Consider the following 24348-nt stretch of genomic DNA (forward strand, 5'->3'; position numbering starts at 1 on the left):
AAAAAGAGAGAGCACCTCTTTACTCATTTGAGGTTGCTCTTAGTAAATAACAAATCTTTTCGTCTTTCACAAAATCACAGTTTGGTACAAATGGGTTATTACGCAATTGTAGAGAGAAATGATTTAAAAACTTTACGAGCGCATCTCTTTGAGTCTCATCCATAATAAACTTAAGCCCATACTGGAAGATTCCCTTAACCTCTTCTTTCCAAACAACATGACCATTTAAGGTAATGATTTCACCCATAATTTTAGTATTGAATTGATAGGTAATATCAGGACGTACAGGTAACTGGATAGTTGATAAAAATCGTAACCCGCCTGGCCCAATGTCTTCAATTAGAATCTCTGTATTTCCTAATCTAACCTGATTTCCAAGTATCGTGGTTAACGTCATTTGTGAACTTAGTGGAAACAAAAGATTAATTCTGTAATATCGCCTTCTATTCGGGAATTTTGCGGTATCACTATTAAAGGTTGGTTTCAAAATCATTTTTCTTAATAAACTTTGAAAGGTCTCTTCTGGTACTGGTTTACTAAAGATATACCCTTGAATTTCTCGACATTCCTGTTGTCTTAAGAATGATAGCTGTTCGATTGTTTCCACACCTTCTGCTACAACGTTCATGTCTAAACCTTTCGCCATAAAAATAAGAGATTTAATAATCGTTTCAACATTATTTGTCTTTGCAATGTGTTTAGTAAAGGACTGATCTATCTTAATTGTATCAATAGGGTAATCCTTTAAATAAGTGATAGAGGAATAGCCTGTACCAAAATCATCTAGAGCAATTTTAAACCCCATGCTCTTCATAAATTGTAAAGCCAATCTAACTGCTTCCTCATGTTTAATCATGGTTGTTTCCGTAATTTCAAACTCAAGTAAAGTTGGGTCTGTATTGTTTTTTTCCAGTATAAAAACCAACCTTGCTTTCCAATCATTTTTTAAAAACCGTTGCGGTGATATATTCACCGAAATAGGCACAACTTCCAAATTTTTATTTTCCCATCTGGTGATACTTTGACACACTTGGTCTAATACCCAATCACTTATTTCATTAATATAACCTGTTTCTTCTGCAAGTGAAATAAATTCAAGTGGAGATACAAGTCCCCATACCGGATGCTCCCACCGAACTAAAGCTTCTGCACTTACAATTTTACCTGAACCTGAATCAACCCTTGGTTGGAAATATACGACTAATTGGTTGTTCTCAATCGATTTTCTTAAATCCCTTTCAAGATAAAACTGTTTGAAAGAATTAATACTTAATGAGGAAGAATAAATTTGATACGTATTCTTACCACTAGCCTTTGCCCTATACAAAGCCGCATCGGCATTTTTTATTAATTCCTCTATGTTTTTTCCATTCTCAGGAAATGTACTTATTCCAATACTTGTCGTTATAAGTAATTCGAAATCTTCAATTTCAAATGGTAGGTCAAGACAGTCAATGATTATCTTAGCAGCCTTAATTGGGTAGTCTGAATCTTCATAATCCCATAAAATAATGCCAAATTCATCGCCACCTAGTCTTGCAAATAACGTGTTTTTATTCATTAACATATTCACTCTTTGGCTAAACTCAAAAAGCAATTTGTCACCAATTTGGTGTCCAAGTGATTCATTGATATTTCGAAACCGATCCAAATCTATATATAAAATTGAAAAATGTTTGTTAACCTGGTTTGAAGTTGAAATTAATTCATTTATTTTATTTTCAAAAAGCATCCGATTTGGTAGTTTGGTTAAATAGTCGTGAAAAGCTAGATATTGGATTTTCTTTTCAAATTCTTTTTGCTCTGTAATATTTGAAACGATCCCATCAATCCTAATTACTTCACCATTTTTATCAAGAACCGGTAATGTTTGATCTTGAATCCAGACAATATCTCCATTTCTATGAACGATTCGATATTGATGATAGAGATTTTCACCTTTTAATTTTTTTTGTTGATTCTCATGATATTCCATATAATCGTCTGGATGGATTAGTGAATCCCAGGTAATCCGATTCCCTATATCAGAAGGAGAAAACCCAGTTATCTCCTCAAAGCCTTTTGAGACCAGATTGTATTCACCATTTTTTATATCTAAAGACCAAATACCTACTTCCAAATTATCAAAGATATGTTCGATTCGATTTTCACTTTCTTTCAGCTTTAGTTCTGCTGTCCTTCTTTTGGTTATATCTTGAACAGTTCCTATAAATCGAACGGGTTTCTTATTTTCGTCCAAGATTACATCTGCTTGGTTATATACATGTATCGTAGTCCCATCGCTACGAAGAATCCTAAATTCAAAACTTAGATTTCTTTTTTCTTCTATAGCAGATAGAATAGCTATTTTAAACTTTTCTCGGTCATCGGGATGAGCAAGTTCTGTAATACTATCAAATGTTGGAACAAACCCTTTTGTATTTTCAATACCGAATAGGACATACATCTGATTTGACCAATACGCTTCATCCTCAATTACGTCATAATCATAACTGCCAATTGCACCGACTTTTTGTGCTAATTCAAGGCTTCCTTTGATTCTAACTAATTCTTTTTCATGTTGAACATATGTTGTAATATCTTTTGCCACTGCATAAATTAGGATTGTGTTCCCAGCACTATTATTTATTGGGATTAGATTAACATCAATATAAATTTTTTCTCCATTCGCATGTGTAACAGCTGTTCGATAATTTTGTACTTTTCCCTGTAAAGCACGTTGAAAATGTTTATTTCTTTTGTATTTGTCATTATCGTTAAAATATTGTTTTAACTTTTGAGATAATTCCTTTTCTTTGTAACCAAATGTTTTTACTGCTGAAGGGTTGTAATGTAATAAATTCACATTTGCATCAAAAGCCAGAACAGCATGTGGATGATTATTAATTAGTTCTCTTAATAATGATAAATCATGCTCCATCTCTTGATTCATTGTTTTAGATACTATTGTGTCCACATTTGAAAGCTTTGTAAGCTGTTTAAAAAAAGATAGTCCTGCCATTTTTATCCCCCTTTTAACGATGGCTTATCTTTCTATAACGAAAATATATTTCCCCCAAGTGATTTGGATTTATAAAGATTCTCATCAGCCTTTTTAAACAACTCATCAGCAACCGTTCCATGTAGTGGATAAAAAGAAATACCGATACTAGTTGTGATTTTGTGCACGTGTTCTTTTATTTCGATAGGCTGTCTTACTGCATTCAAAATTCGATTTGAAATATCTACCACTTGCTGCTCGTCTATTATTTCTGGAAGAACGACTGTAAATTCATCCCCACCCACTCGTGAAAGTGTATCCGTGTCGCGAATCACTGTACGTATACGTTTGGAGAATTCTTTAATCACTTCATCTCCAGTATCATGTCCATGATTATCATTTATTTGTTTGAAAGCATCACAGTCTAAAACCAGTAATGCTGTTAAATTACCTTTTCGATCTGTTGTATACATAGATTGTTGGAGCCGATCTAAGAAGATTCTCCGATTAGGAAGACCCGTCAAATGGTCATAATAGGCCAGTTTTTCTAACTTTTTTAGCTTTCTTTTGTATTCAGTAATGTCCCCTGAAATCACAACTATTTTTTCAAGCTGTCCTTCTGAGTCCAATACGGGTATTAAGTCTGAATGTAACCATATAAAATGCCCATCCTGGTGTTTACGCCTTACCTCAATGTCAACATTTTCCTTTAGTTCAATCAGATTTAGATAAACTTCATTCATTTTTTCTCTGTCATCAGGATGTATAGTTTCAATAAATGATTTACCAATCATTTTTGGTGCAGAGTATCCTAAAATATCCTCAATCGAAGGAGATACATAAGTGATTTTTCCATCTGGTGTAAGTACTTTAATAATGTCAACAGAATTCTCTGCAATGATCCGAAAGGTTTCTTCACTTTCTCTTCGTGCTTGTTCAGCTTTTTTGTTTGCGCTGATATCTTTCACAATCCCATAAATTCCTGTCAATGTTCCGTCAATCGTAATTGGTATGTTTTTTACTTTGACATGGATTTCATTGCCGTTTGTATGGGAAAGTTTCGTTTCGTAAGAAAAAGACTCTCCTCCTAATACATGCTGAATAATCTTTTGTATTTTTTTATATTCTTTTTGTGTCATTATTTTCGAGTAATGAGCGCCAATTAGTTCACTTGGTTTATATCCTATAATGCTCTCTGCTGCATCATTTAACTCATGAATGATCCCATTTGTATCAAGCATAAGTACTGCATCCACATTGTTCGCGATGAGAGAATCAAGCATTAGCTTATTCTCTTCCAATACTTTTTTTGCTTGTTGAAGTTCCCTTACTCTTAATGTTTTATCAGTAACATCGCGTACGATTGCAACAAGATATACAATTTCTCCGTCAATAACAGGAGTTAGCACAGTTTCATTAAACATGATTTGGCCATTTGGAAGTATAGTCTCGTCTTCAAATGTCACAACTGTTTTAGACAAGACTGCCTTTTTGTAAAATATTTTCAAATATTGCGCCTTTTCTTTTGGCAAATATTCATCCATCGTTTTCCCAAATAATGATTCATCAGCATTAAGAATTGATAATCCTGCTTGGTTAGCATATAAATATGTAAATTGAGAATGATCAACTTGCAGAATATATAGGATATCTTTTAAACTATTAAATGCTGTTGCTACAAGATTAATTAAATTACTAATGCTTTTTTGTTCAAACATATTGGTAAGATTCATGTTCATTTTCTCCATATTTTATATAATGACAACTTGTCCTAAAGTGCTTTTTTGTTATTTTCATCTGTAAACCTATTTTGCCGGAAATTGTAAAAATAATGTATCACCATCTATTCTTATTCATATAGGAACCCATTCTTATTTCCAATAGGAAGGTATTCCTATCTTCCTAATCGGAACATCAAAGTGGTTAAAAAAATACTACTAAGGATCATTCAGTAGTAGGTGATATATATATGTTAGTTTTATCGAAATACCGAAGAAGGGACATCAAAGATATTCCAAAGTATGAGGATAAATATGAGTGAGGCAATCCAGGCGCGAAAAGGACGTACATAATGTAAACGAAGAATGGAGAACATCACAAGATTAAATAATACTGACCATCCCAAGCTCCAACCATGATCATGTCTTATAAGTCCAACAAATAAATCCACAGCTTCATTCACAGCATAAATGCCTACCCATAATAAGATATAAATAAATTGTTTTATCCATGATCGTTCTTCAGGGTATCTTCCTAAAAAGATGAGGATTGTTGCAGGGTATTTTATGGCCATAATTGAAAGAACGATATGTGTGTTGGTCAGTCCAATTCCCTCATCAACACCTTGAGGGGTATATGTCCACATCGCAAACTTGTCAGATAATAAATATAAATAAAGAAAATCCCCCAATAGGAAAAAGAGGTAGGTTGGATAGTATTTTCTATAATTTCTCCAATCTCCCCAAATAAATAACGCAGCTAGCCAAATTAAACCATAAATTGCATTCACAAAAAGGCACCTCAGTTACTCTAACTGTAAAAATTTTGAAATCACATTCTATTGTTTCCTAATACTATTCTTTATAGACAAAAAAACACGCTGCCAAAGAGACTGCGTGTTTCCCCTACCTTATTGATTTCCTGCTTTTTCAAGAGCACCTGGTGTCTTGTATGCTGCAAGCTTCTCAACTAATTTATTGCTTTCTGTATTTAATCCTTTAATGTTTACTTTAGTCCCATTTTGATGATATTTAAAGACGACTTTATCAATTGCCCCTACCGCAGAGTCATCCCAAAGGTGAGCACTTGATAAGTCTAAATCAATTTCTTTTACATCTTCTTTATAATCAAAGCTATTAACAAAATCAGTAACAGAAGCGAAGAACAACTGCCCTGAAACATGGTACATTTTCTTTTGCGAATTCTTAGCTGAAAGACTTGAAACTTTTACTTTTGAAATCTTAGAAGCAAAGAAAATTGCACTCAAAATGATTCCAACTAAAACACCTTTTGATAGGTCATGTGTCTGTATAACTGTGATCACTGTAACAATCATAACAATAGTATCCGTGATTGGAACCTTATGAAGAGTACGTAATGCAGACCAGTCAAACGTTCCGATTGAAACCATGAACATCACCCCAACAAGGGCTGCCATTGGAATTTGAACTAGGAAGTCCTTAAGTACTAAGATTAAGACCATTAAAAACAATCCGGCTACAAACGCAGAAAGCCTTCCACGACCACCCGATTTAACGTTAATCACAGATTGTCCAATCATTGCACAACCTGCCATTCCGCCAAATAAACCAGAAACGATATTTGCTATCCCTTGCCCACGTGCTTCTTTATTTTTATCACTTTCTGTATCTGTCATATCATCAACAATCGTAGCTGTTAGTAAAGACTCCACTAATCCAACAATTGCGATTGATAAAGAATAAGGGAAAATAATTTTTAATGTTTCAAAATTGAATGGAATATCAGGTAGTAAAAAGATCGGTAATGTTGATGGTAGTTCCCCCATATCTCCTATTGTACGTACTCCACTATTGGTTAATACTGCAATTATTGTCATAACGATGATCGCCACTAATGGTGATGGAACAGCTTTTGTAAAGCGCGGGAAGATATAAATTATCGCTAATGCCCCCGCTACCATTGCGTACATTTGCCATGATTCACCAGCAAAATGCGGTAATTGAGCTGCAAAAATAAGGATTGCCAGTGAGTTCACAAAACCAGTCATAACTGAACGAGGGACAAATTTCATAAGTCTTCCAAGCTTTAACACACCCATGATAATTTGGATAATCCCCGTTAAAATCGTTGCAGCAAGTAAGTATTGGAGTCCATAATCTGCAACCAATGTTACCATTAACAATGCAGTTGCACCTGTTGCTGCAGAAATCATACCAGGTCTTCCTCCAACAAACGCAATTGTGACTGCAATACAAAATGAGGCGTACAGCCCTATCATGGGGTCTACTCCTGCAATCAGTGAAAAGGCAATTGCCTCAGGAATTAGAGCAAGTGCAACAACAATCCCTGCCATGATATCTCCTCGCACATTGCCAAACCATTCAGTTTTAAATGTTGATATATTCAAATCAGCACCTCTTTCTATTTTGTTTATCATTTTTTTGTCTAGCTCTAGCAAGTAGCTACTATCAAGACTCCTCTTACCTTCCGTACACAAAGCCTAACATCGGCCCGATTCCTCGCCGTATTTCCTTATCTCCTTCAGGTTCATATCAGTCCGTTTGTCTCAAAATGATTGCCTTCGCTTTCTAATGACTTTCAACTCTCATGAAAGTCGGGTCCGTCTTTAACAAATCATAGTATAGCGGATTATTGCTAATTTGTGAAAATGTTATGTAAACGCAAACATATTGATCCATCTTCCTTATTCTACTGTTTTCTCTCATTTTCACTGTGACTTAATAAAAATCTTAATTCTATATGGTAGTTTTTAGTGCAGTACCAAATAAAAAAACAGTCAGTTCTTTTTTATAAAGCACTGACTGCCTTTACTCAATTTTACTTTACAATTAGCACTGGACAATTTGCACGCTTGGCAACTTTATGACTAACACTTCCAAGTACAAACTCCTGTAGCACATTTAATCCTCTGCTTCCAATGATGACAAGATCAAACTGATTTTTATTCGCATAATTTACAATAGTAGGTCCTGGTTCGCCATGGAGAAAAGTTATTTCATAAGAAACTCCTGATTTCCTCATTAATTGTTCTATTTCTCTTAATCGGAATCTTCGTTTATCACCTATATCCGGAGCATTCCAATTTTCTAATACATCGGATTTGACTTTATTGTGATCGACTACATATACGATTTCAATTTTAGGATGAGATTTTCCGTTTGTAAGCATTATTGCATTTTCGGACGCACGTATAGAGTGCTCAGAACCATCTGCAGCTAATAGGATTTTGTTGTACATAATTGACCTCCCTATTTAATGCTCTCTTATATAATTCCTTACAATATACACATTTTCCTTTATTACTTTAATTTTTTTACGACTTTGAAATTACTATAGGACTTTTATCTAGTTATCTCCAAAATCTTATTGTAAGTATCTAACGTTAGTCGGGGGTCCGGATCTTCATGTTGTTTTTTGGGAACATTAAAATTTGTTAATACAAAATGATGCTTAGTCTCGATGTTATGTCTAGCCAAAATATGCTTACAGCATGCCAGTGGGCAACCGTCAATCGCAATGATATCCCTTCCTGATTTTGCTGTTTTTACAAGTGGTTTTACATCTCCGCCTACACCTGCAATGCAAGACATTTCAGCTATATTTTCTCGATCCATCTTTATAGCTATTGTATTTGCTGTTTGTGCAGCGGACGAACAACCTGAACAAGAATACACTAAAGGTAATTTCTTTTTTTCCACTCTCTATTCCCTCCCTTTATAATTGGAATCTATTTTAGTTTATTTACCTTACTTTTTCTGTGAGGAACATCACCATTTTTAGATTTTTGCAATAAATTCTAATAATAAAAGAAGCTACCCATTAGGCAGCTTCTTTCTATTTAGACATACTTCCTATGCACTGTTTTTCCATCATACGTAAATACAACCGATTTATTTTCTAGTACAGTTTCCATGTGGACGGGTCTGCCCCATAATTGATAAATGTAAGGAAGTACTTTTTCAAGATATTTTAAATCAAGCTCTATGTCTTCGTACCAGTGTTTTAGGAAGAGTTCCCCACTTTTTAGATAGTCACCATCGTTTACAGTGATATACGGGAATCCACCGTTGACACGCATGTTTACGAGCTGGTCACGAACCTGCGTCCATTGTTTATCAATGATTTTATAATCTCGACCTTGCTTTTGGAAGAGATACATGTCTTCACGTAGGACTAAATCCTTCGTTAAGTAATTTCGAATGAACGATATATCTGATTCAACTTCACGAACCTCAAAGATTTTTTCACGCCCAGATCCTGGCTGAACACCACGTTCCTTCATTTCCTTTGTTGGATTATTGTATCGTTCCTCTATGTCCTCAAAGATTTTTAAACCTAGGTAATATGGATTAATGCTTGTTTTTGATGGTTGCACTACACCTGCATTGAGCTTCGCAAACTCAATGGCTTCATCAGAAGTAAGATCCATTTCTCGGAGAATGCGTTGGTGCCAATATGAAGCCCAGCCTTCGTTCATAATTTTGGTTTCAAGCTGCGGCCAAAAATACAGCATTTCCTCGCGCATCATTGTTAAAATATCGCGTTGCCAATCCTCTAGTTCCCGACTGTATTGTTCAATAAATAGAAGAATATCTTTTTCAGGCTGTGGCGGAAATTTCTTTTTCTTACGTGCAACTGGTTTATCATTTGCCGCCTTTTTATCTAAGCCCCATAAATCATCATATGGTGACGGCTTTCGCTTTATTTCTTCTTCTTCATCCTCAAGGCTCCAAGAAAGCTTTGGCCTCATAAGGGAAGGGTCAATATGCTCTTGGATAGCTAATACTGCATCTAAAAATGTTTCGACCTCAAGTTTTCCGTATACATGTTCATAATGTTTCACCCGTTCCGCTGTAGCTGCCATACTTTCAACCATATCTCGTTTTGTATTACTAAAACGGATATTATTTTTGAAAAAATCACAATGTGCTAGTACATGGGCAACAATTAGTTTGTTTTGAATAAGGGAATTAGAATCAAGTAAAAACGCATAACATGGATCTGAATTTATAACGAGTTCGTAAATCTTACTTAATCCTAAATCATATTGTAGCTTCATTCGATAAAATTGTTTTCCAAAGCTCCAATGCGAGAATCGAGTAGGCATCCCATAGGCGCCAAATGTATAAATAATATCAGCAGGACAAATTTCGTATCTCATTGGATAAAAATCCAGTCCAAAGCCTTCTGCAATTTCTGTGATTTCATCAATTGCATACTCTAGCTTCTTGCGATCAGAATCTCTCACAGTTGATCTCCCCCTTTTCGTCCTTATCACAATTTATGAGTCATTGGTCAAAATGATGAAAGGGGATTTTGTTGTTACACGTTTTTAACGCAAAAGAGGCCACATTCGTTCAGTGAATTGTGGCCAGATGGTTGTTCCTTATTTTACTTCTTCGATGCTTAACGATAAAAGGGACTCTGTTTGTGGATTAAACAAGATCATCACTTTTGCTGTAAAAGTGCGGTCTTTGGTTTGTACTCTCAATTCAAAAGTATCTTTTGATTGTGTATTAGTAAGATTTTCTCGTCCCTTATACTGATAATCACTAATTTTGCTGTCTGGATAATTTAATTTTGCCACATCAATTGCAATTTTACCCCATTTTTCATAATCCGTTGGAAGCGGTTGTTCCTGCTGTGGTGGTTTTTGTGGTGGCTTCTGTTGTGCGCTTACCATACCGCCTCCTGCTAATAGAAATATACTACAGAAAATTGAAATCAATACTCTTTTTGTCACCTTCCATACCTCCTATGTAAAAATCAATTGTATTTTGTGCTATTCCTTGAGATATTAATCACTTTATTTTTTCCAATTAAACAAAACTCGAGCTTTTATGTATTCATATTTGTTTTGGATTCTTGACCAAGATTTACAGAGAGAAAAAAATTGTTTTCTCCACACACTATAATCAACTCCTTAGAAGGAGGGAAAAGCAGTGAATACTGTTGACTATGACAAAGCGCTTTATTACACGCATCGTTCCCAGTGGGACAACTTACTTATATTGATGGTTCGAACAAAGGATGATTTCCTTTCAAAAAAAATTGAACACTTTTTACATGCCTATAATTTTGAAAAAGATTATTCTGTTATCGAGAGACAGTTGTATTCTTTACTACGGTATATAGACCATGCATCCACAGAAAGCATGGAAGAATTAGCTGCACATATGTAAGTGGGGTGAAAATCCCCACTTCATTTTAATCGAAAAAAAACAAGACCCGAGGGCCTTGTTTTTATTTTAATGTATTATGAACTTGTTCCATCACATCTTTAGAAATGTCATGTAAAGCTTGTTGACTATCTTCAAGTGAACTTCCTTTAACTCCAAAATAAAATTTTACTTTAGGTTCTGTTCCAGATGGTCGTAGGCAGAACCACGTACCGTCTTCTAAGAAGTATTTTAAAACATTTGATTTTGGAAGAGTGATTTCTTCTTTTTGACTTTCTTTAACGTTGGTTCGGACACTTTCCTTATAGTCCTCAACAAGTGTTACCTTACGTCCAGCAACAATTGTTGGCGGTTCACTACGGAAGCTTGCAAGAAGGTTATTAATTTGCTCTGCCCCTTCTTTTCCTTTTAGTGTTAAGGATTCAAGGCCTTCACGATAATAGCCATATTTCTCAAAAATCTCCATTAGGCCCTCATACATTGTCATGCCTTTATTTTTGTAAAAAGCACAAACTTCTACTGCTAATAATGCAGCTTGAACTGCATCTTTATCACGAGCAAAATCTCCAATTAAGTAACCATAGCTTTCTTCATAACCGAATTGGAATTTGTATTCTCCTGTTTGTTCGAATTCCTTAATTTTTTCACCGATAAATTTAAATCCCGTAAGTGTATCAATTGTATCAAGGCCAAATGATTTTGCGATTTCTCGTCCAATTTCAGATGTAACGATTGTCTTAAGAACAATACCATTCTCTGGAAGAACACCTTGTTTCTTCTTTTCTGATAATATGTAATGCAGCAAAATAGCACCTGTTTGGTTTCCTGTTAATACGACATATTCACCATTGTCATCTTTAACAGCTACCCCTAAACGGTCTGCATCTGGATCTGTTCCAATTAAAATATCTGCGTCAATCTTTTTGCCTTCTTTAATCGCCAATTCGAAAGCTGCATGTTCCTCTGGGTTTGGTGATTTTACAGTTGAGAAATTAGGATCAGGAAGCTCTTGTTCCTTTACCACAGTAACATTCTCGTATCCAAATGCTTTTAAGCCATTTCGAACGGGCTTGTTTGCAGTACCGTGGAGTGGAGTAAACACGACCTTGACACCAACCTGAGAAAGCGTTGGATTAATTGAGATCGTTTTTAGTTTTTCTGTATAGGCATTATCAATTTCTGAACCAATCATTTTAATAAGTCCGGAAGCCTTTAATTCTTCTTCATTACCGACTTCTAAATCAAGCTCATTATTAATCGCATTTACTTTTTCAATCACTGTATCAGCAGCTTCTGGTGGAAGTTGTCCACCATCTGAGCCATATACCTTATACCCATTATATTCTGGTGGATTGTGGCTTGCAGTCACGACAATTCCTGAAAAAGCACCTAAATGACGAACCGCATATGACAATTCTGGTGTAGGTCGAAGTTCATCAAATACATAGGTTTGAATTCCATGTGTAGCAAGGGTTTTTGCAGCTTCCATTGCAAACTCAGGTGATTTGTGACGAGAATCATACGCAATAGCAACCCCACGGCGCTTCGCCTCTTCACCAAATGTCTCTATAAATGCTGCAAGCCCAGCTGAAGCTTTTCTTACGGTATATAAATTCATACGGTTTGTCCCTGGTCCGATTTCTCCACGCATTCCACCAGTTCCAAACTCGAGATTTTTATAAAAGCAATCTTCAAGTTCTTTTTGATTGTCTTTTTTTTCAAGCAACGCATTCTTGATTTCTACATCTAACCCCGGCGTATTTAGCCATTGGTTATACTTTTCCATCCAACTCATGTTCGATGCCCCCAATTACAGTTGTATTGTTAATATCTTTGTTTTATCTTCTACCTATTCTATATAAAATCCTGTCTTTTTCCAATTAATTTAGCAAAGTTTGTCTTGTTTCTTATGAAAATGAGTAAAAAGGCTAGGTTGATTAAATGAAGTTTATGATTTTTAGTAGGGATTCCTGTTATGATCCCAATCATTCTTGTACAATAAGGACCACTAAGTTTGTTCTCTTTTAACTTTACAGGTGGTACATGTTTAAGGCGGTTGCTGTTCATTATTTCTTATTTTTCCAGATGGGTGCCTGTTTAACTGGTTTGCTGGTTCGTTGTTTCCTAATATAATCCATATACATACCCCTTTAACTGGTTTACTAGTTCGCTGTTTCCTAATTTTATCCAGATGCATACCTCTTTAACTGGTTTACTGGTTCGCTGTTTCCTAATTTTATCCAGATGCATACCTCTTTAACTGGTTTACTGGTTCGCTGTTTCCTAATTTTATCCAGATGCGTACCCCTTTAACTGGTTTACTGGTTCGCTGTTTCCTAATTTTATCCAGATGCGTACCCCTTTAACTGGTTTACTGGTTCGCTGTTTCCTAATATAAGCCATATGCATACTCCTTAACTGGTTTACTAGCTCGCTGTTTCCTACTATAATCCATATGCATACCTCTTTAACTGGTTTACTACCTCGCTGTCTCCTAATATCCTCCAGTTACGTACCTGTTTAACCTAGCGCCGTTTCACTATTATCACATGGTGGGACCTTATAATTCCCTGAAAGTCAAAAAACAGACGGATTTCTCCGTCTGTCTACAGCAATTATTATCTTTCTTCAGTTGGCTCGGTTGCGTCTTTAATGTAAGCTTCAACTTCGGCTTCGTAACCTTGTTTTTCTTCGGCAGTCCAGTTAAACTTTTCGGCCATGTAGGCAATAATCTGTTGTTTCCATTGATTGACCCAATCGATATCAAAGAACATCGCACCTGTGCGACGAATAAGGAAATCGATTGGTTTTGTAACCATTTCATATTGAATTCCATATTCCAATGACGCAAGTACTGGCAAAGTCTCTTCATCTGCTCTATCGCTAAAATCGACCATGATTCCCTGAACAATATCAATATTTGATCCATACAAATGCGTTAATTTTTGAGCATTCTTTCGAGAAAGGTGGAATTCGTTCATGAGCTTCTCAACTTTTTTAGCCACAAATGATGGATAGTTTTTCGAGCCACCAACATTTCCACCAGATATAGCCATGTTTTTTGTTTGACAAGTTTTAAGTGTAGTTACCCCTTCTTCTTGTAAAAGCCCTCCAACTTTATCTACCACGGTTTCCGCCATTTTACGATAACCTGTTAATTTTCCACCTGCAATTGTGATGAGACCTGATTCAGAAATCCAAATTTCATCTTTACGGGATATTTCGGAAGGATCCTTTCCTTCCTCGTAGATCAATGGTCGTACACCAGCCCAACTCGATTCAATATCAGATTCCTTCGCATTTACACTTGGAAACATATAGTTAATTGTATTGATTAAATACGCACGATCCTCTGATGTAACCGTTGGATGTGCGGTATCTTTGTCATAAAAAGTATCGGTTGTTCCGATATATGTTTTATCGTCACGTGGGATTGCAAATACCATTCGGCCATCTGGTGTATCATAATAAATCGCTTGTTTTAACGGGAACTTGGATTGATCAAGTACAATGTGAACCCCCTTTGTTAGACGCAATACTTTCCCTTTTTTCGAATTATCGGCTTCTCTCAATTTATCAACCCATGGCCCTGTTGCATTGACAATTTTTTTCGCGTGAATTTTGTATTCTTTTCCAGTAAGTTGATCAACCACTTTTACTCCTTTTACCTTTTTATCCTCATAGATAAATGATTCTACCTTGGCATAGTTGACCGCTTTTGCGCCATTTTCGATGGCTTTTTTCATCACTTCAATTGTTAAGCGCGCATCGTCTGTACGATACTCAACATAATAGCCTCCACCTTTAAGACCTTCCTTTTTGATAAGTGGCTCTTTTGCAAGAGTTTCATCAGCACTTAACATGGATCTTCTCTCTGACTTTTTGACACCTGCTAAATAGTCGTAAACCCTTAGGCCAATGGATGTTGAAAATTTTCCAAAAGTACCACCTTGATGTAGGGGTAAAAGCATCCACTCTGGAGTTGTCACATGTGGCCCATTTTCATAAACAATGGCCCTTTCCTTACCTACTTCGGCCACTAATCCGACTTCAAACTGTTTTAAATAGCGAAGGCCACCATGGACCAGCTTTGTGGAACGGCTGGATGTACCAGCAGCAAAATCCTGCATTTCAACAAGCGCTGTTTTAAGTCCACGTGTAGTAGCGTCAAGTGCAATACCTGCACCCGTTATTCCACCACCAATTATTAATAAATCGTGAACCTCCTTTTCCATATCCGCTAAGATTGAACTTCTTTTTATACTTGAGAACTGTGTCACGATCTCCACTCCTTAAAAGAGGTAGAAAAAGAGACCACAAAAGTCATTGTTCACATAGTGACAATGCTCCTGCGGTCTCTCCCTAATCTCCTACCGAATGATTAACTTATCTTCATGATAGCATAACTTTTATTTGAATGCCATGGCAGCCTGTACTGCCTTTTTCCAACCATTATATAGTTCTTCACGCTTTTCCTCACTCATTTTTGGTTCAAATGTTTGATCAATCGCCCATTTACTAGAAATTTCTGATTGACCCTTCCAATAACCAACTGCCAAGCCAGCCAAGTATGCAGCCCCTAAAGCTGTTGTTTCATTGATTACAGGACGTTCGACTGGAACTCCTAAAATTCCGCATTGGAAATCCATAAGGAAGTTATTTTTAACAACACCACCATCTACACGAAGCGTTTTCAACGATATGCCAGAATCGGCCTCCATGGCCGTTAAGACATCCTTTGTCTGGTAGGCTAATGATTCTAAAGTTGCTCGAACGAAATGTTCTTTTGAAGTCCCCCGTGTAAGGCCAAACACAGCCCCACGCACGTCACTATCCCAATATGGAGCGCCTAGTCCAACAAATGCCGGCACAACATATACTCCATCAGTTGAATCCACTTTGACAGCATAGCCTTCGCTGTCCTTGGCATCATTAAACATGCGCAGACCATCACGAAGCCATTGAATAGCGGAACCTGCGACGAAAATACTTCCTTCTAGGGCGTATTCAACTTTTCCGTTAATCCCCCATGCAATTGTTGTTAGTAATCCATGCTTAGAAGGCACTGCTTTCTCACCGGTATTCATCAGCATAAAGCAGCCTGTTCCATATGTGTTTTTAACCATCCCTTTATCATAACAAGCTTGCCCGAAAAGAGCTGCTTGTTGGTCACCCGCTGCACCTGCAATTGGCACCTCTTGACCAAAGAAATGATAAGGAGCTGTGGTTTCATACACGTCTGAAGATGGGCGAACTTCTGGGAGCATCGACTTAGGTACTGTTAAATGCCCTAATAACTCATCATCCCATTGTAACTCGTAAATGTTGTACATTAAGGTTCGGGAGGCATTAGAATAATCTGTTACATGAGCCTTCCCACCTGACAGCTTCCATATGACCCAAGAATCAATTGTACCAAATAGAAGTTTCCCGCTCTCCGCTTTTTCACGTGCTCCTTTTACATGATCTAAAATCCATTTCACTTTTGTCCCTGAAAAATAAGCATCAATTAATAGCCCAGTTTTTTTACGGAATGTATCACTTAATGCTCTTTCTTTTAGTTCTTCACAAATATCAGCCGTTTGACGGGATTGCCACACTATTGCATTGTACACAGGCTGGCCAGTTTCTTTGTCCCATACAACCGTCGTCTCACGTTGGTTTGTAATCCCTATTCCTGCAATTTGCTCCGCTTTTACGTTTGCCTCGGATAAAACTGATGCCATGACCGATAAAATCGAACCCCAAATTTCATTTGCGTTATGTTCCACCCAGCCTGGTTTTGGAAAAATTTGCGTGAATTCCTTCTGCGCAACATGTACTATTTCACCTTTTTGATTAAATAAGATGGCGCGTGAACTCGTGGTACCCTGATCAAGTGAAAGTATGTATTTTTCCAATTTATAGCCCCCCTATCAAATGCGCCTTGGCGTATTTGCGCCCGATTTTTTTCGAGCTCGCTCGAAAAACTACCTCTGAAAAATCGTGGCATCCGCCGAAGGCTTTAACTTTATTCAGACGGAATTTGGACCCATCACTAAATTGAGTACTCAAAATTGCATTCATCCCCACTTATAGAAGTAGAAACTTCTTCTGAATCAAGTTAAAACGTTCTCCTTACTTAAAATTAACACGCTTACATGTTTTTTTCTACCTGAGAAGAGGTGCTTTTTTAGGTCTAAAATTATTTTCTCAGAATAAAAGTAGTAATGTTCATTTTAAAATTAACTCTTGTAAGGAGTGGAATGCTTTGATTGAAAAAGAAGTTACAGTTACGATCAAGGAAGGACTACACGCTAAGCCAGCAGGGGAATTAGTTCAGAATCTCAGTAGGTTTACAAGTGATGTTGAATTTCAGTTTAAAAATAGATCATACAATGCCAAAAGTATTTTAGGGTTAATGGGGGCAGGTATTCGTGAAGGACAGATTATAACTGTTAAAATTGAGGGTCCAGATGAAGAGGAAACATTAGAGTGGCTTGAGACTTTTATTTAATCTCTATTTGAAAAAACCACAATCGATATCAGTTATTGATATTGATTGTGGTTTTATAGCATCATATGTCTTTCACACAGCGAAAGCCGAGATTTCCAGTTGAGCTATCTGGTGTATTCGAACTTCTCGCAGCAACCCGGTAACGATTACAGTACGAGTGGTGACAAAGATAAGATCCACCTCTCATTACTTTTGTTTGCCCAGTAGGCGGTCCCTTCGGATTATCTCCTGTATCAGACACATGGAAAGTGGGACTAAACCAATCTGCACACCACTCCCATACATTCCCTACAATATTATATAACCCATAACCGTTAGGTGGAAATGCTGAGACGGGTGCAGTGGATAAATAGCCATCTAATTTTGTATTTACATGTGGAAAATTCCCTTGCCATATATTACAAAGGTGGTCACCATTAGGGGTTAATTCATCTCCCCACGGATAAATTTTTTGCTTTAAACCTCCTCTTGCTGCAAATTCCCACTCTGCTTCAGTTGGAAGTCGCTTCCCAGCCCACTCGCAATATTTCATAGCGTCATTCCATGAAATATGAATAACTGGGTGGTCCATTCGATTGTCAATCGAGGAATCTACCCCTTCAGGCTTTTTCCAATAGGCACCTTCTACGACCCACCACCAAGGTGTCGATGCAACCTGATTTTTAACGGTCTTCGCTACTTCTTTCGATATTATCTGATAAAACACAAATGACCAACCAAACACTTCTGCTTCTGTTTTATAACCAGTATCATTCACAAATTCTGCAAACTGTGCATTGGTAACAGCATAAGTATCCATATAAAAAGGATTTATTATCACTTCACGAACTGGCCCTTCTCCATCTGCAGGAAATCCTTCTTTTTGGTCGGTTCCCATTAAAAATTCTCCACCTGGGATGTAGACCATGCCGTCTATCGATGAATGGTTTTTCGCCTTTTCCATAGTAATTAACGAAGCTTCTTTATCCCGTGTTTCAACTGCTGTTCGACTAACTGAACAACAAGACCTTACTACCTTGCTCATGCTGTCACGCCCCCTTCTTTATTAAAATTCGATATGGTTCGAAAATGTCCTGTTGAAAGTCCTGAATTGGAGTTAATTAAGTTAAGGCATATTGTGGCTTATATTTTTCACAACACTTCTTAAACTTCCTTCCACTTCCACAAATACAACGATCATTTCTTTCGGGAAGCTTTCCTCCACTTTGGAGATATTCTACTAGTTTTCTTTCCTTTATTTTTTCTGCTACCATTTGCATTCTTTCATGAGCATATTGATAAATTTGTTGATAGCTTTGGCAAAAATATTCAACATTGACTGTTTGTTTCTGTGGGTCCCAACTACGAGCTCTTGGACAACCTCCGTGACATAGGTGGAGAAATTCACAGTTCAAACACTGCTCTGACAGATTTTCTTTTAAACGAGTAAATTCATTAAATTTCTTATGGTTAATAATATCTTTGAGCGGATCCTTTCCCACATTGCCTAAGTAAAAATCGTCATGTATGTAAAAATCACAGGGGTACGCATCCCCATTTTGTTCCAAAATTAATGTTTTTGGACAAGTCACTCGGTGAATACAGATCTCTGCTTCTTGATGAAGATAGACGGCCAACATATTATCGAAAAATCGTTCAGAGATAGTTGGATTTCCGTCATTATACCAACTATCAAATACTTGACATAGAAAATCACCATACTCCTTTGGTGTAATCGTATACCTTCCTAATTGTCCAACTTCCTGTGCTTTAAAGTCCATACAAGGAATGAATTGAATATATTGAAATTGCTCGTTCAGATAGAATTCCATTAATTCATTCCCTTTTGTAACATTTCCCTCATGGATGACAGTTAAGATATTAAAATCTACCTTCTCATCTCTTAAATACTGGATGCCTTTCATAATGGAGTTAAAACTACCACCACCTGAACCTGTAACCCGCTTTGCATCATTAATATGTTTAGGACCGTCGAGACTAACACCAACTAAGAAATTGTATCTTTTAAAAAACTTTGCCCATTCTCTCGTGATTAATGTTCCATTTGTTTGAACGGAGTTGCTTATGATTGTATTCTGTTTTGCATATTTGGCCTGAAGTGAGACTACCTTTTTAAAGAAGTCTAGCCCTGCTAATAGGGGCTCTCCACCTTGCCATACGAAAGAAGCCACACCGTTTGACATGGCCATATATTCTTTAATAAACTTTTCAAGTACTTCATCCTCAATTATATTTAATTGATCGATCTTACCTTTACACTTGCTATAGTAACAATAATCACATGCTAGATTACAAGCCTCTGAAACTGTTTTCCAAAGAACTCCTGTAAGATTTGTTGCTCCTATTCCACAGGCACTCATTCAACTTTCCCACCTTATCCTTTTATCCTTATATTATTAAAAAGAATAAAAAGCTACGGTGATGTTAATCACATAGACTTAAGGTTTTCAGCTTCTATACGGCTAACTCCTCTATTTTTTCTACTTTTATCGAATCTACACACCAAGTAATCTTAGTCACATCAACACTTCCTGTCTGCTCTTCCAAAGCATTTAATGTTCCCATTGCAAGACCAAATTTAATAAGTTCATCTTCCTTTAAACCGCGCGATAACCCCGCTGCAAAACCAGCGATAACTGAATCACCAGAGCCAACAGGATTTACAACCTTTACTTTCGGTATTTGAACTCGGTATATATTCTCATTATGTTTTACAATTGCACCATTTCCCCCTAGTGTGACGACAACCCATTCTACTCCTTGAAATAGATCCTTTTGTAAAGTTGAGAAAATTTCTTTTTCGCTTGTCAGCCTTTTTCCGAATAAGTCACCTAATTCATCTTGATTGGGTTTAATTAAAAAAGGTTTATTGTTACCTCGCAATGTTGCTTTTAGTAATGAACCCTTTGTATCTAATAAAACAGGTTTTTGAAACTGATGTGCAATGTCGATTAAATCGCTGTAATACTCGTCGTTTATTCCCTGTGGAGTACTTCCTGAGATTGTAATATAATTTGACTGCTGTACTGCTTCTGAGTATTGTTTTAAGAATTCGTTTGATTCTTTTTCACTGATGTCCGGACCATCTTCCAAGATTTCAGTTTGCTTGCCTTCATGAATTATTGCAATACAGTTCCGGGTATCGCCTCCAATTTCCACAAAAAAGTCCCTAATTCCCTTTTTGTTTATTTCTTTTCGAATAAATTCACCCAAACTACCTCCCAAGAAACCTGATGCAGCAGTCTCTTCCTCTAATTGCCTTAGTACATGGGCTACATTTAGTCCTTTACCACCTGCTGTTTTGCCGGCAGTATTGACTCTATTTACTTTATCTAATGAAAAATAATCCATCTTATAATTGATATCAACAGAAGGATTTAAAGTAATGGTTAAAATCATGAATATACACCTCTATTTCTATTTATCAAAAAAGGCGAGGAACTCTCCTTGCGCATATATACACACATAGGTTTCGATCCCTCACCTAATTCAAAATCAAATTCGCCTTGGCGTAATTTGCGCCTGATTTTTAGGCCCACACGAGGTGGGTCATAAAAACGTTGCCACAGGATGTGGCGCTCTTAGTCTTTAATCTTTCTGCTCGAAAAATTTCCTTTGAAAAATCGTAGCATCTGCCGGAGGCTATAACTTTATTCAGTTGGGTTTGAACCCACACGCAAAGTACGACTCCTTTAATAGTTAAAGGAATTCTGCTGAAAAAAGTTATGCTTTTCCGTTACTCATGCAGATTAAGATTTTTTCAATTGCTGCTTCTTTCATTTTCGCTTTTGCTGGTCCAAAATATTTTCTTGGATCTGTTTCTTGTGGGTTTGCAATCAAATGTTCTCGCAAACCAGCTGAGAAAGGAATTTTTAGTTCTGTTGAGATATTTACCTTAGCACAGCCTAAGGAAATACACTTTTGAACATCTTCTTTAGAAATTCCTGATGCACCATGGAGCACAATTGGTACATCGGTCAAACTCTTAATTTTAGCAAGGCGGGCAAAATCAAGATTTGGTTTTGTTTCGTATAATCCGTGGCCTGTTCCAATTGCAACTGCAAGTGAGTCAATACCTGTTCGTGCTACAAATTCTTCGACAGTATCCGGATCCGTATAAGCTGCATCTTTTGCTTCAACAATAAGATCGTCCTCTTGTCCCACTAATTTCCCAAGCTCAGCTTCAACAGTAGCACCATATTCATGAGCCTTATCAGCCACTTTTTTTGCAAGCGCAATATTTTCTTCAAATGATAAATGCGAGCCATCAATCATCACTGATTTTGTTCCTAATTCTAAGGACTCTACAATAGATTCATAAGTTTCATGGTGATCAAGGTGCAGCGCAATTGGTATGTCATTTTCTCTTGCAGCTACTTCTACAATCGCTTGAATATAAGATCGTCCAGCATAGTTCATCGTTCCTGGAGTCGCTGCTAGAATGATAGGAGACCTTAATTCCACAGCAGCTTCAACAACCGTTTGAATCGTTTCGAGGTTATGAATATTAAATGCTGGTACTGCATAATTCTCACGACTTGCTTTTAACAACATTTCTTTTGTATTTTGTATTAAACTCTTTGGTTGAACAGATACCAATTTTCATCACCCTTTATTAGATTTTTTAACCCTTTATTTCTGATACTTTACTTCGCCCGCAACTGCTGTAGCCTGAACCTCAAATTGTTCATCTATAACAACATAATCAGCAACCTTACCTGATGAAATGCTACCCAGAATCATATCTCTCCCTACACTCACAGCCGGAGTTAATGAGCCTAGATGCCAGATTTTATATAAAGGCTCGTTACTCCACTCTTGTAGGTTTTTTACTCCATTAATTAACTTCAACGTACTCCCTGCTAGGGAACCGCCTTCAAGTTGGGCTATTCCATCTTTCATGACTACTGGAAATTCACCAAGTTGGTAATTGCCGTCCGGCATTAATCCTGCTTGCATGCAGTCTGTAATCAGTTGTAATTTTTCCCCTTTGATTCGTAATGCTAACGAGGAAACATCCGGGTGCACGTGAAAGCTATCGCATATTAGTTCAGCATAAGCTCTGTCGTCTATTAAAGCTGCCCCAACGACACCTGGTTCTCGATGATGTAATCCAGTCATTCCATTAAATAAATGGACATAATTCCTTGCCCCCGCATCCACAGCTTCCATACAGCATCCATAAGTTGCATCAGTGTGAGCAATACTCACTAATACACCTTCTTTACTCACTTTTCGAATAAACTCAAAAGCCCCTTCTCTTTCTGGTGCAATTGCTATTTTTTTAATAGATCCATTCGCTAATACTTGCCAATATTCAAACTCTTTAATATCTGGATCTCGGAAGTAGCTAGCATTTTGCGCTCCTTTGTGAAGTTCAGTGAAATATGGGCCTTCTAAAAAAATTCCTTCCGATTGGGCACCTGGAAGACCTTCTTCTACCGCTTCTCGAATTGCAATTATTGCACGGTCCAAGTCATCTTTTGATGACGTTAATGTAGTCGGTAAGAAGCGAGTCACTCCTAGAGAAAGGAGTGTCTTTGAGATTTCTTTGACTACTTCTACCTTTCCATCCATAATGTCATTTCCTTTAATACCGTGAATATGAGTATCAAATAGCCCTGGAGCAATCGTGTAACCACTGTAATCAATGATTTCTGCATCCTCCGGAACCTGGCTCACAATAGACCCAAACTTCCCGTCATCAATTACCAAGTAGCCACCCTTTTTTTCCTCATTTTCTAGCAGATATTTTTCAGCTTTTAAATAGTATGTCATTGTCATTCTTCCTTTACAGCTCACTCATAATCGTAGATTGTTACACCTTGAACAACACGGCTAATGACTCCATTTGGACTTGGATTATCAGGTGAAATGCCTAGATTGATAGACTTTTTCATGGCTAATGTTTGGGCAAAGACGATATATAATAAAGCTAAGTAAAAGTCGTTACTCAGTAATTCTCGAGATGTATTCACCGAGAACTTCCAATCTGCATATTGTTCTACTGTTTCATCTATTTTTTCTGTTAATACGATGACTTTAACCCCTGGAATTCCTGCAATTTCCTTAAGAATATCAAGATCATATTTTCTTGTATAAGGATCACTTGATAGGAATAATGCAACAACTGATTTATCATTAAGAATTGATTTGGGACCATGACGAAAACCTAATGAAGATTCAAATGTTGCGACTACTTTTCCTGCGGTTAGCTCTAGCATCTTTAATGAAGCTTCATGAGCTAATTGGCCAAGTAATCCAGAACCAAGATAGATGATACGATTAAACTCAGATTCCAACACACTGTCTACTGATGCTTCCACTGATTGAATTAATTGTTTTCCATTTTCAATCACAAGATCCATTTCTTGTTCAAAAGATGGATTGTTTGTAAACAAGGCGTAAGCCATTAACAGCATGCAAGAAAAACTACTCGTCATCGCTAATGATTTGTCGTTCGCTTCTTCAGGAAGTAAGATAACGAGACTATCCTTGTCATCCTTTACGTTTTGAGCAAGCTGTCCGTCTTTGTTACAAGTAATAACGACTTGATAAAAATCGTTAATTAATTGTTGACCTAGATTAACAGTCGCTACACTTTCTGGACTATTTCCAGAACGCGCAAACGAAACGAGAATGGTCGGTATTTCTGAAACTAAATATTCGCTTGGATTAGATACAATTTCTGTTGTAGCTACAGCTTCAAAAAAGACCTTATTTTTACCCTCTCGTTTAAATATTGGTGCAAGTATATCACCGATGAACGCTGAAGTACCTGCCCCAGTTAGGATTACCTTAACAACTTCGTGTTTTGAATATATGTCCTGTAGAAAACCTTTATATTCATCCTTTTTTTGAGCAAAAAGTGAAATTGACTTTTTCCAAACAACTGGTTGCTGGAAAATTTCGGAAGCAGTATGTGTAGCGCCTTCTAATTTCAACATAAGTACATCTCCCAACTATATTCA

19 protein-coding genes are annotated in these 24348 nt (G+C 36.9%); 2 read left to right on the forward strand and 17 right to left on the reverse strand.

All coding sequences use genetic code 11. From position 1 onward, the window contains the following. Window positions 1-19: 19 nt before the first annotated feature. The 8 genes from AC6CHV_RS23585 to AC6CHV_RS23620 form a co-directional block, all read right to left on the reverse strand. Entirely contained in the window at window positions 20-3001 is a 2982-nt protein-coding gene (locus AC6CHV_RS23585) for an EAL domain-containing protein (protein WP_498079779.1), read from the reverse strand. 32 nt (window positions 3002-3033) lie between these two features. After that, window positions 3034-4713, reverse strand: a complete 1680-nt coding sequence (locus AC6CHV_RS23590; protein WP_341332554.1) for a PAS domain S-box protein — start codon at window positions 4711-4713, stop codon at window positions 3034-3036. A gap of 245 nt (window positions 4714-4958) precedes the next feature. Continuing rightward, window positions 4959-5489 (reverse strand): CBO0543 family protein, encoded by a 531-nt coding sequence (locus AC6CHV_RS23595; protein WP_341332555.1) that lies wholly within the window; start codon window positions 5487-5489, stop codon window positions 4959-4961. Window positions 5490-5609: 120 nt separating this feature from the next. Further along, entirely contained in the window at window positions 5610-7088 is a 1479-nt protein-coding gene (locus tag AC6CHV_RS23600; RefSeq protein WP_341332556.1) for a SulP family inorganic anion transporter, read from the reverse strand. Between the two features lie 431 nt (window positions 7089-7519). Further along, window positions 7520-7939, reverse strand: coding sequence for a universal stress protein (locus AC6CHV_RS23605; RefSeq protein WP_341332557.1), 420 nt, complete (start codon window positions 7937-7939; stop codon window positions 7520-7522). A 104-nt stretch (window positions 7940-8043) separates the two neighbouring features. Next, window positions 8044-8400: a putative zinc-binding protein gene (locus tag AC6CHV_RS23610; protein WP_440274491.1), complete on the reverse strand. Its 357-nt coding sequence runs from the start codon at window positions 8398-8400 to the stop codon at window positions 8044-8046. Between the two features lie 140 nt (window positions 8401-8540). Then, window positions 8541-9950 carry a SpoVR family protein gene (locus AC6CHV_RS23615; protein ID WP_341332559.1) on the reverse strand — a complete coding sequence of 470 codons (1410 nt, stop codon included), beginning with the start codon at window positions 9948-9950 and terminating at the stop codon, window positions 8541-8543. 138 nt (window positions 9951-10088) lie between these two features. Next, entirely contained in the window at window positions 10089-10445 is a 357-nt protein-coding gene (locus tag AC6CHV_RS23620; RefSeq protein ID WP_341332560.1) for a DUF3889 domain-containing protein, read from the reverse strand. A gap of 199 nt (window positions 10446-10644) precedes the next feature. Between AC6CHV_RS23620 and AC6CHV_RS23625 the strand changes: the two genes are divergently transcribed. Further along, entirely contained in the window at window positions 10645-10884 is a 240-nt protein-coding gene (locus AC6CHV_RS23625) for a YhdB family protein (protein ID WP_099353313.1), read from the forward strand. A gap of 61 nt (window positions 10885-10945) precedes the next feature. Here the strand turns inward: AC6CHV_RS23625 and AC6CHV_RS23630 are convergent, their stop codons facing one another. The 3 genes from AC6CHV_RS23630 to glpK form a co-directional block, all read right to left on the reverse strand. After that, on the reverse strand, window positions 10946-12676 hold the full coding sequence (locus AC6CHV_RS23630; RefSeq protein WP_341332561.1) for a phospho-sugar mutase: 1731 nt from the start codon (window positions 12674-12676) through the stop codon (window positions 10946-10948). A gap of 823 nt (window positions 12677-13499) precedes the next feature. Beyond that, complete coding sequence (locus AC6CHV_RS23635) at window positions 13500-15116, reverse strand: FAD-dependent oxidoreductase (RefSeq protein WP_498079796.1); 1617 nt, start codon at window positions 15114-15116, stop codon at window positions 13500-13502. A 174-nt stretch (window positions 15117-15290) separates the two neighbouring features. Further along, window positions 15291-16781: a glycerol kinase GlpK gene (gene glpK, locus AC6CHV_RS23640; protein WP_498079780.1), complete on the reverse strand. Its 1491-nt coding sequence runs from the start codon at window positions 16779-16781 to the stop codon at window positions 15291-15293. A gap of 350 nt (window positions 16782-17131) precedes the next feature. Between glpK and AC6CHV_RS23645 the strand changes: the two genes are divergently transcribed. Continuing rightward, window positions 17132-17377 (forward strand): HPr family phosphocarrier protein, encoded by a 246-nt coding sequence (locus tag AC6CHV_RS23645; protein WP_341332563.1) that lies wholly within the window; start codon window positions 17132-17134, stop codon window positions 17375-17377. A 61-nt stretch (window positions 17378-17438) separates the two neighbouring features. Here AC6CHV_RS23645 and AC6CHV_RS23650 read toward each other — a convergent pair whose 3' ends face one another. The 6 genes from AC6CHV_RS23650 to AC6CHV_RS23675 all read right to left on the reverse strand — a co-directional run bounded on the left by AC6CHV_RS23650 (window position 17439) and on the right by AC6CHV_RS23675 (window position 24324). Beyond that, the gene (locus AC6CHV_RS23650; RefSeq protein WP_498079781.1) at window positions 17439-18401 is read right to left on the reverse strand and encodes an SUMF1/EgtB/PvdO family nonheme iron enzyme; all 963 of its coding nucleotides are present in this window, start codon (window positions 18399-18401) and stop codon (window positions 17439-17441) included. 76 nt (window positions 18402-18477) lie between these two features. Next, entirely contained in the window at window positions 18478-19737 is a 1260-nt protein-coding gene (locus AC6CHV_RS23655; protein WP_498079782.1) for an anaerobic sulfatase maturase, read from the reverse strand. A 94-nt stretch (window positions 19738-19831) separates the two neighbouring features. Continuing rightward, window positions 19832-20776 carry a 1-phosphofructokinase gene (pfkB, locus tag AC6CHV_RS23660; protein ID WP_440274497.1) on the reverse strand — a complete coding sequence of 315 codons (945 nt, stop codon included), beginning with the start codon at window positions 20774-20776 and terminating at the stop codon, window positions 19832-19834. A 324-nt stretch (window positions 20777-21100) separates the two neighbouring features. Then, entirely contained in the window at window positions 21101-21976 is an 876-nt protein-coding gene (gene gatY / locus AC6CHV_RS23665; RefSeq protein WP_341332572.1) for a tagatose-bisphosphate aldolase subunit GatY, read from the reverse strand. Window positions 21977-22009: 33 nt separating this feature from the next. After that, complete coding sequence (gene nagA, locus AC6CHV_RS23670) at window positions 22010-23155, reverse strand: N-acetylglucosamine-6-phosphate deacetylase (protein WP_341332573.1); 1146 nt, start codon at window positions 23153-23155, stop codon at window positions 22010-22012. A gap of 20 nt (window positions 23156-23175) precedes the next feature. Then, entirely contained in the window at window positions 23176-24324 is a 1149-nt protein-coding gene (locus tag AC6CHV_RS23675) for an SIS domain-containing protein (RefSeq protein WP_498079783.1), read from the reverse strand. Window positions 24325-24348 lie beyond the last annotated feature (24 nt).

The sequence above is a fragment of the Ferdinandcohnia sp. GQ5 genome, assembly GCF_059759275.1.

Bases quoted from the DNA above. Each gene is read 5' to 3' on its own strand.
- AC6CHV_RS23590 (WP_341332554.1), bottom strand. From the start codon at position 4,713: ATGAATCTTACCAATATGTTTGAACAAAAAAGCATTAGTAATTTAATT.
- AC6CHV_RS23655 (WP_498079782.1), bottom strand. From the start codon at position 19,737: ATGAGTGCCTGTGGAATAGGAGCAACAAATCTTACAGGAGTTCTTTGG.
- AC6CHV_RS23635 (WP_498079796.1), bottom strand. From the start codon at position 15,116: ATGGAAAAGGAGGTTCACGATTTATTAATAATTGGTGGTGGAATAACG.
- AC6CHV_RS23605 (WP_341332557.1), bottom strand. From the start codon at position 7,939: ATGTACAACAAAATCCTATTAGCTGCAGATGGTTCTGAGCACTCTATA.
- AC6CHV_RS23630 (WP_341332561.1), bottom strand. From the start codon at position 12,676: ATGAGTTGGATGGAAAAGTATAACCAATGGCTAAATACGCCGGGGTTA.
- AC6CHV_RS23675 (WP_498079783.1), bottom strand. From the start codon at position 24,324: ATGTTGAAATTAGAAGGCGCTACACATACTGCTTCCGAAATTTTCCAG.
- AC6CHV_RS23585 (WP_498079779.1), bottom strand. From the start codon at position 3,001: ATGGCAGGACTATCTTTTTTTAAACAGCTTACAAAGCTTTCAAATGTG.
- pfkB (WP_440274497.1), bottom strand. From the start codon at position 20,776: ATGATTTTAACCATTACTTTAAATCCTTCTGTTGATATCAATTATAAG.
- AC6CHV_RS23650 (WP_498079781.1), bottom strand. From the start codon at position 18,401: ATGAGCAAGGTAGTAAGGTCTTGTTGTTCAGTTAGTCGAACAGCAGTT.
- nagA (WP_341332573.1), bottom strand. From the start codon at position 23,155: ATGACATACTATTTAAAAGCTGAAAAATATCTGCTAGAAAATGAGGAA.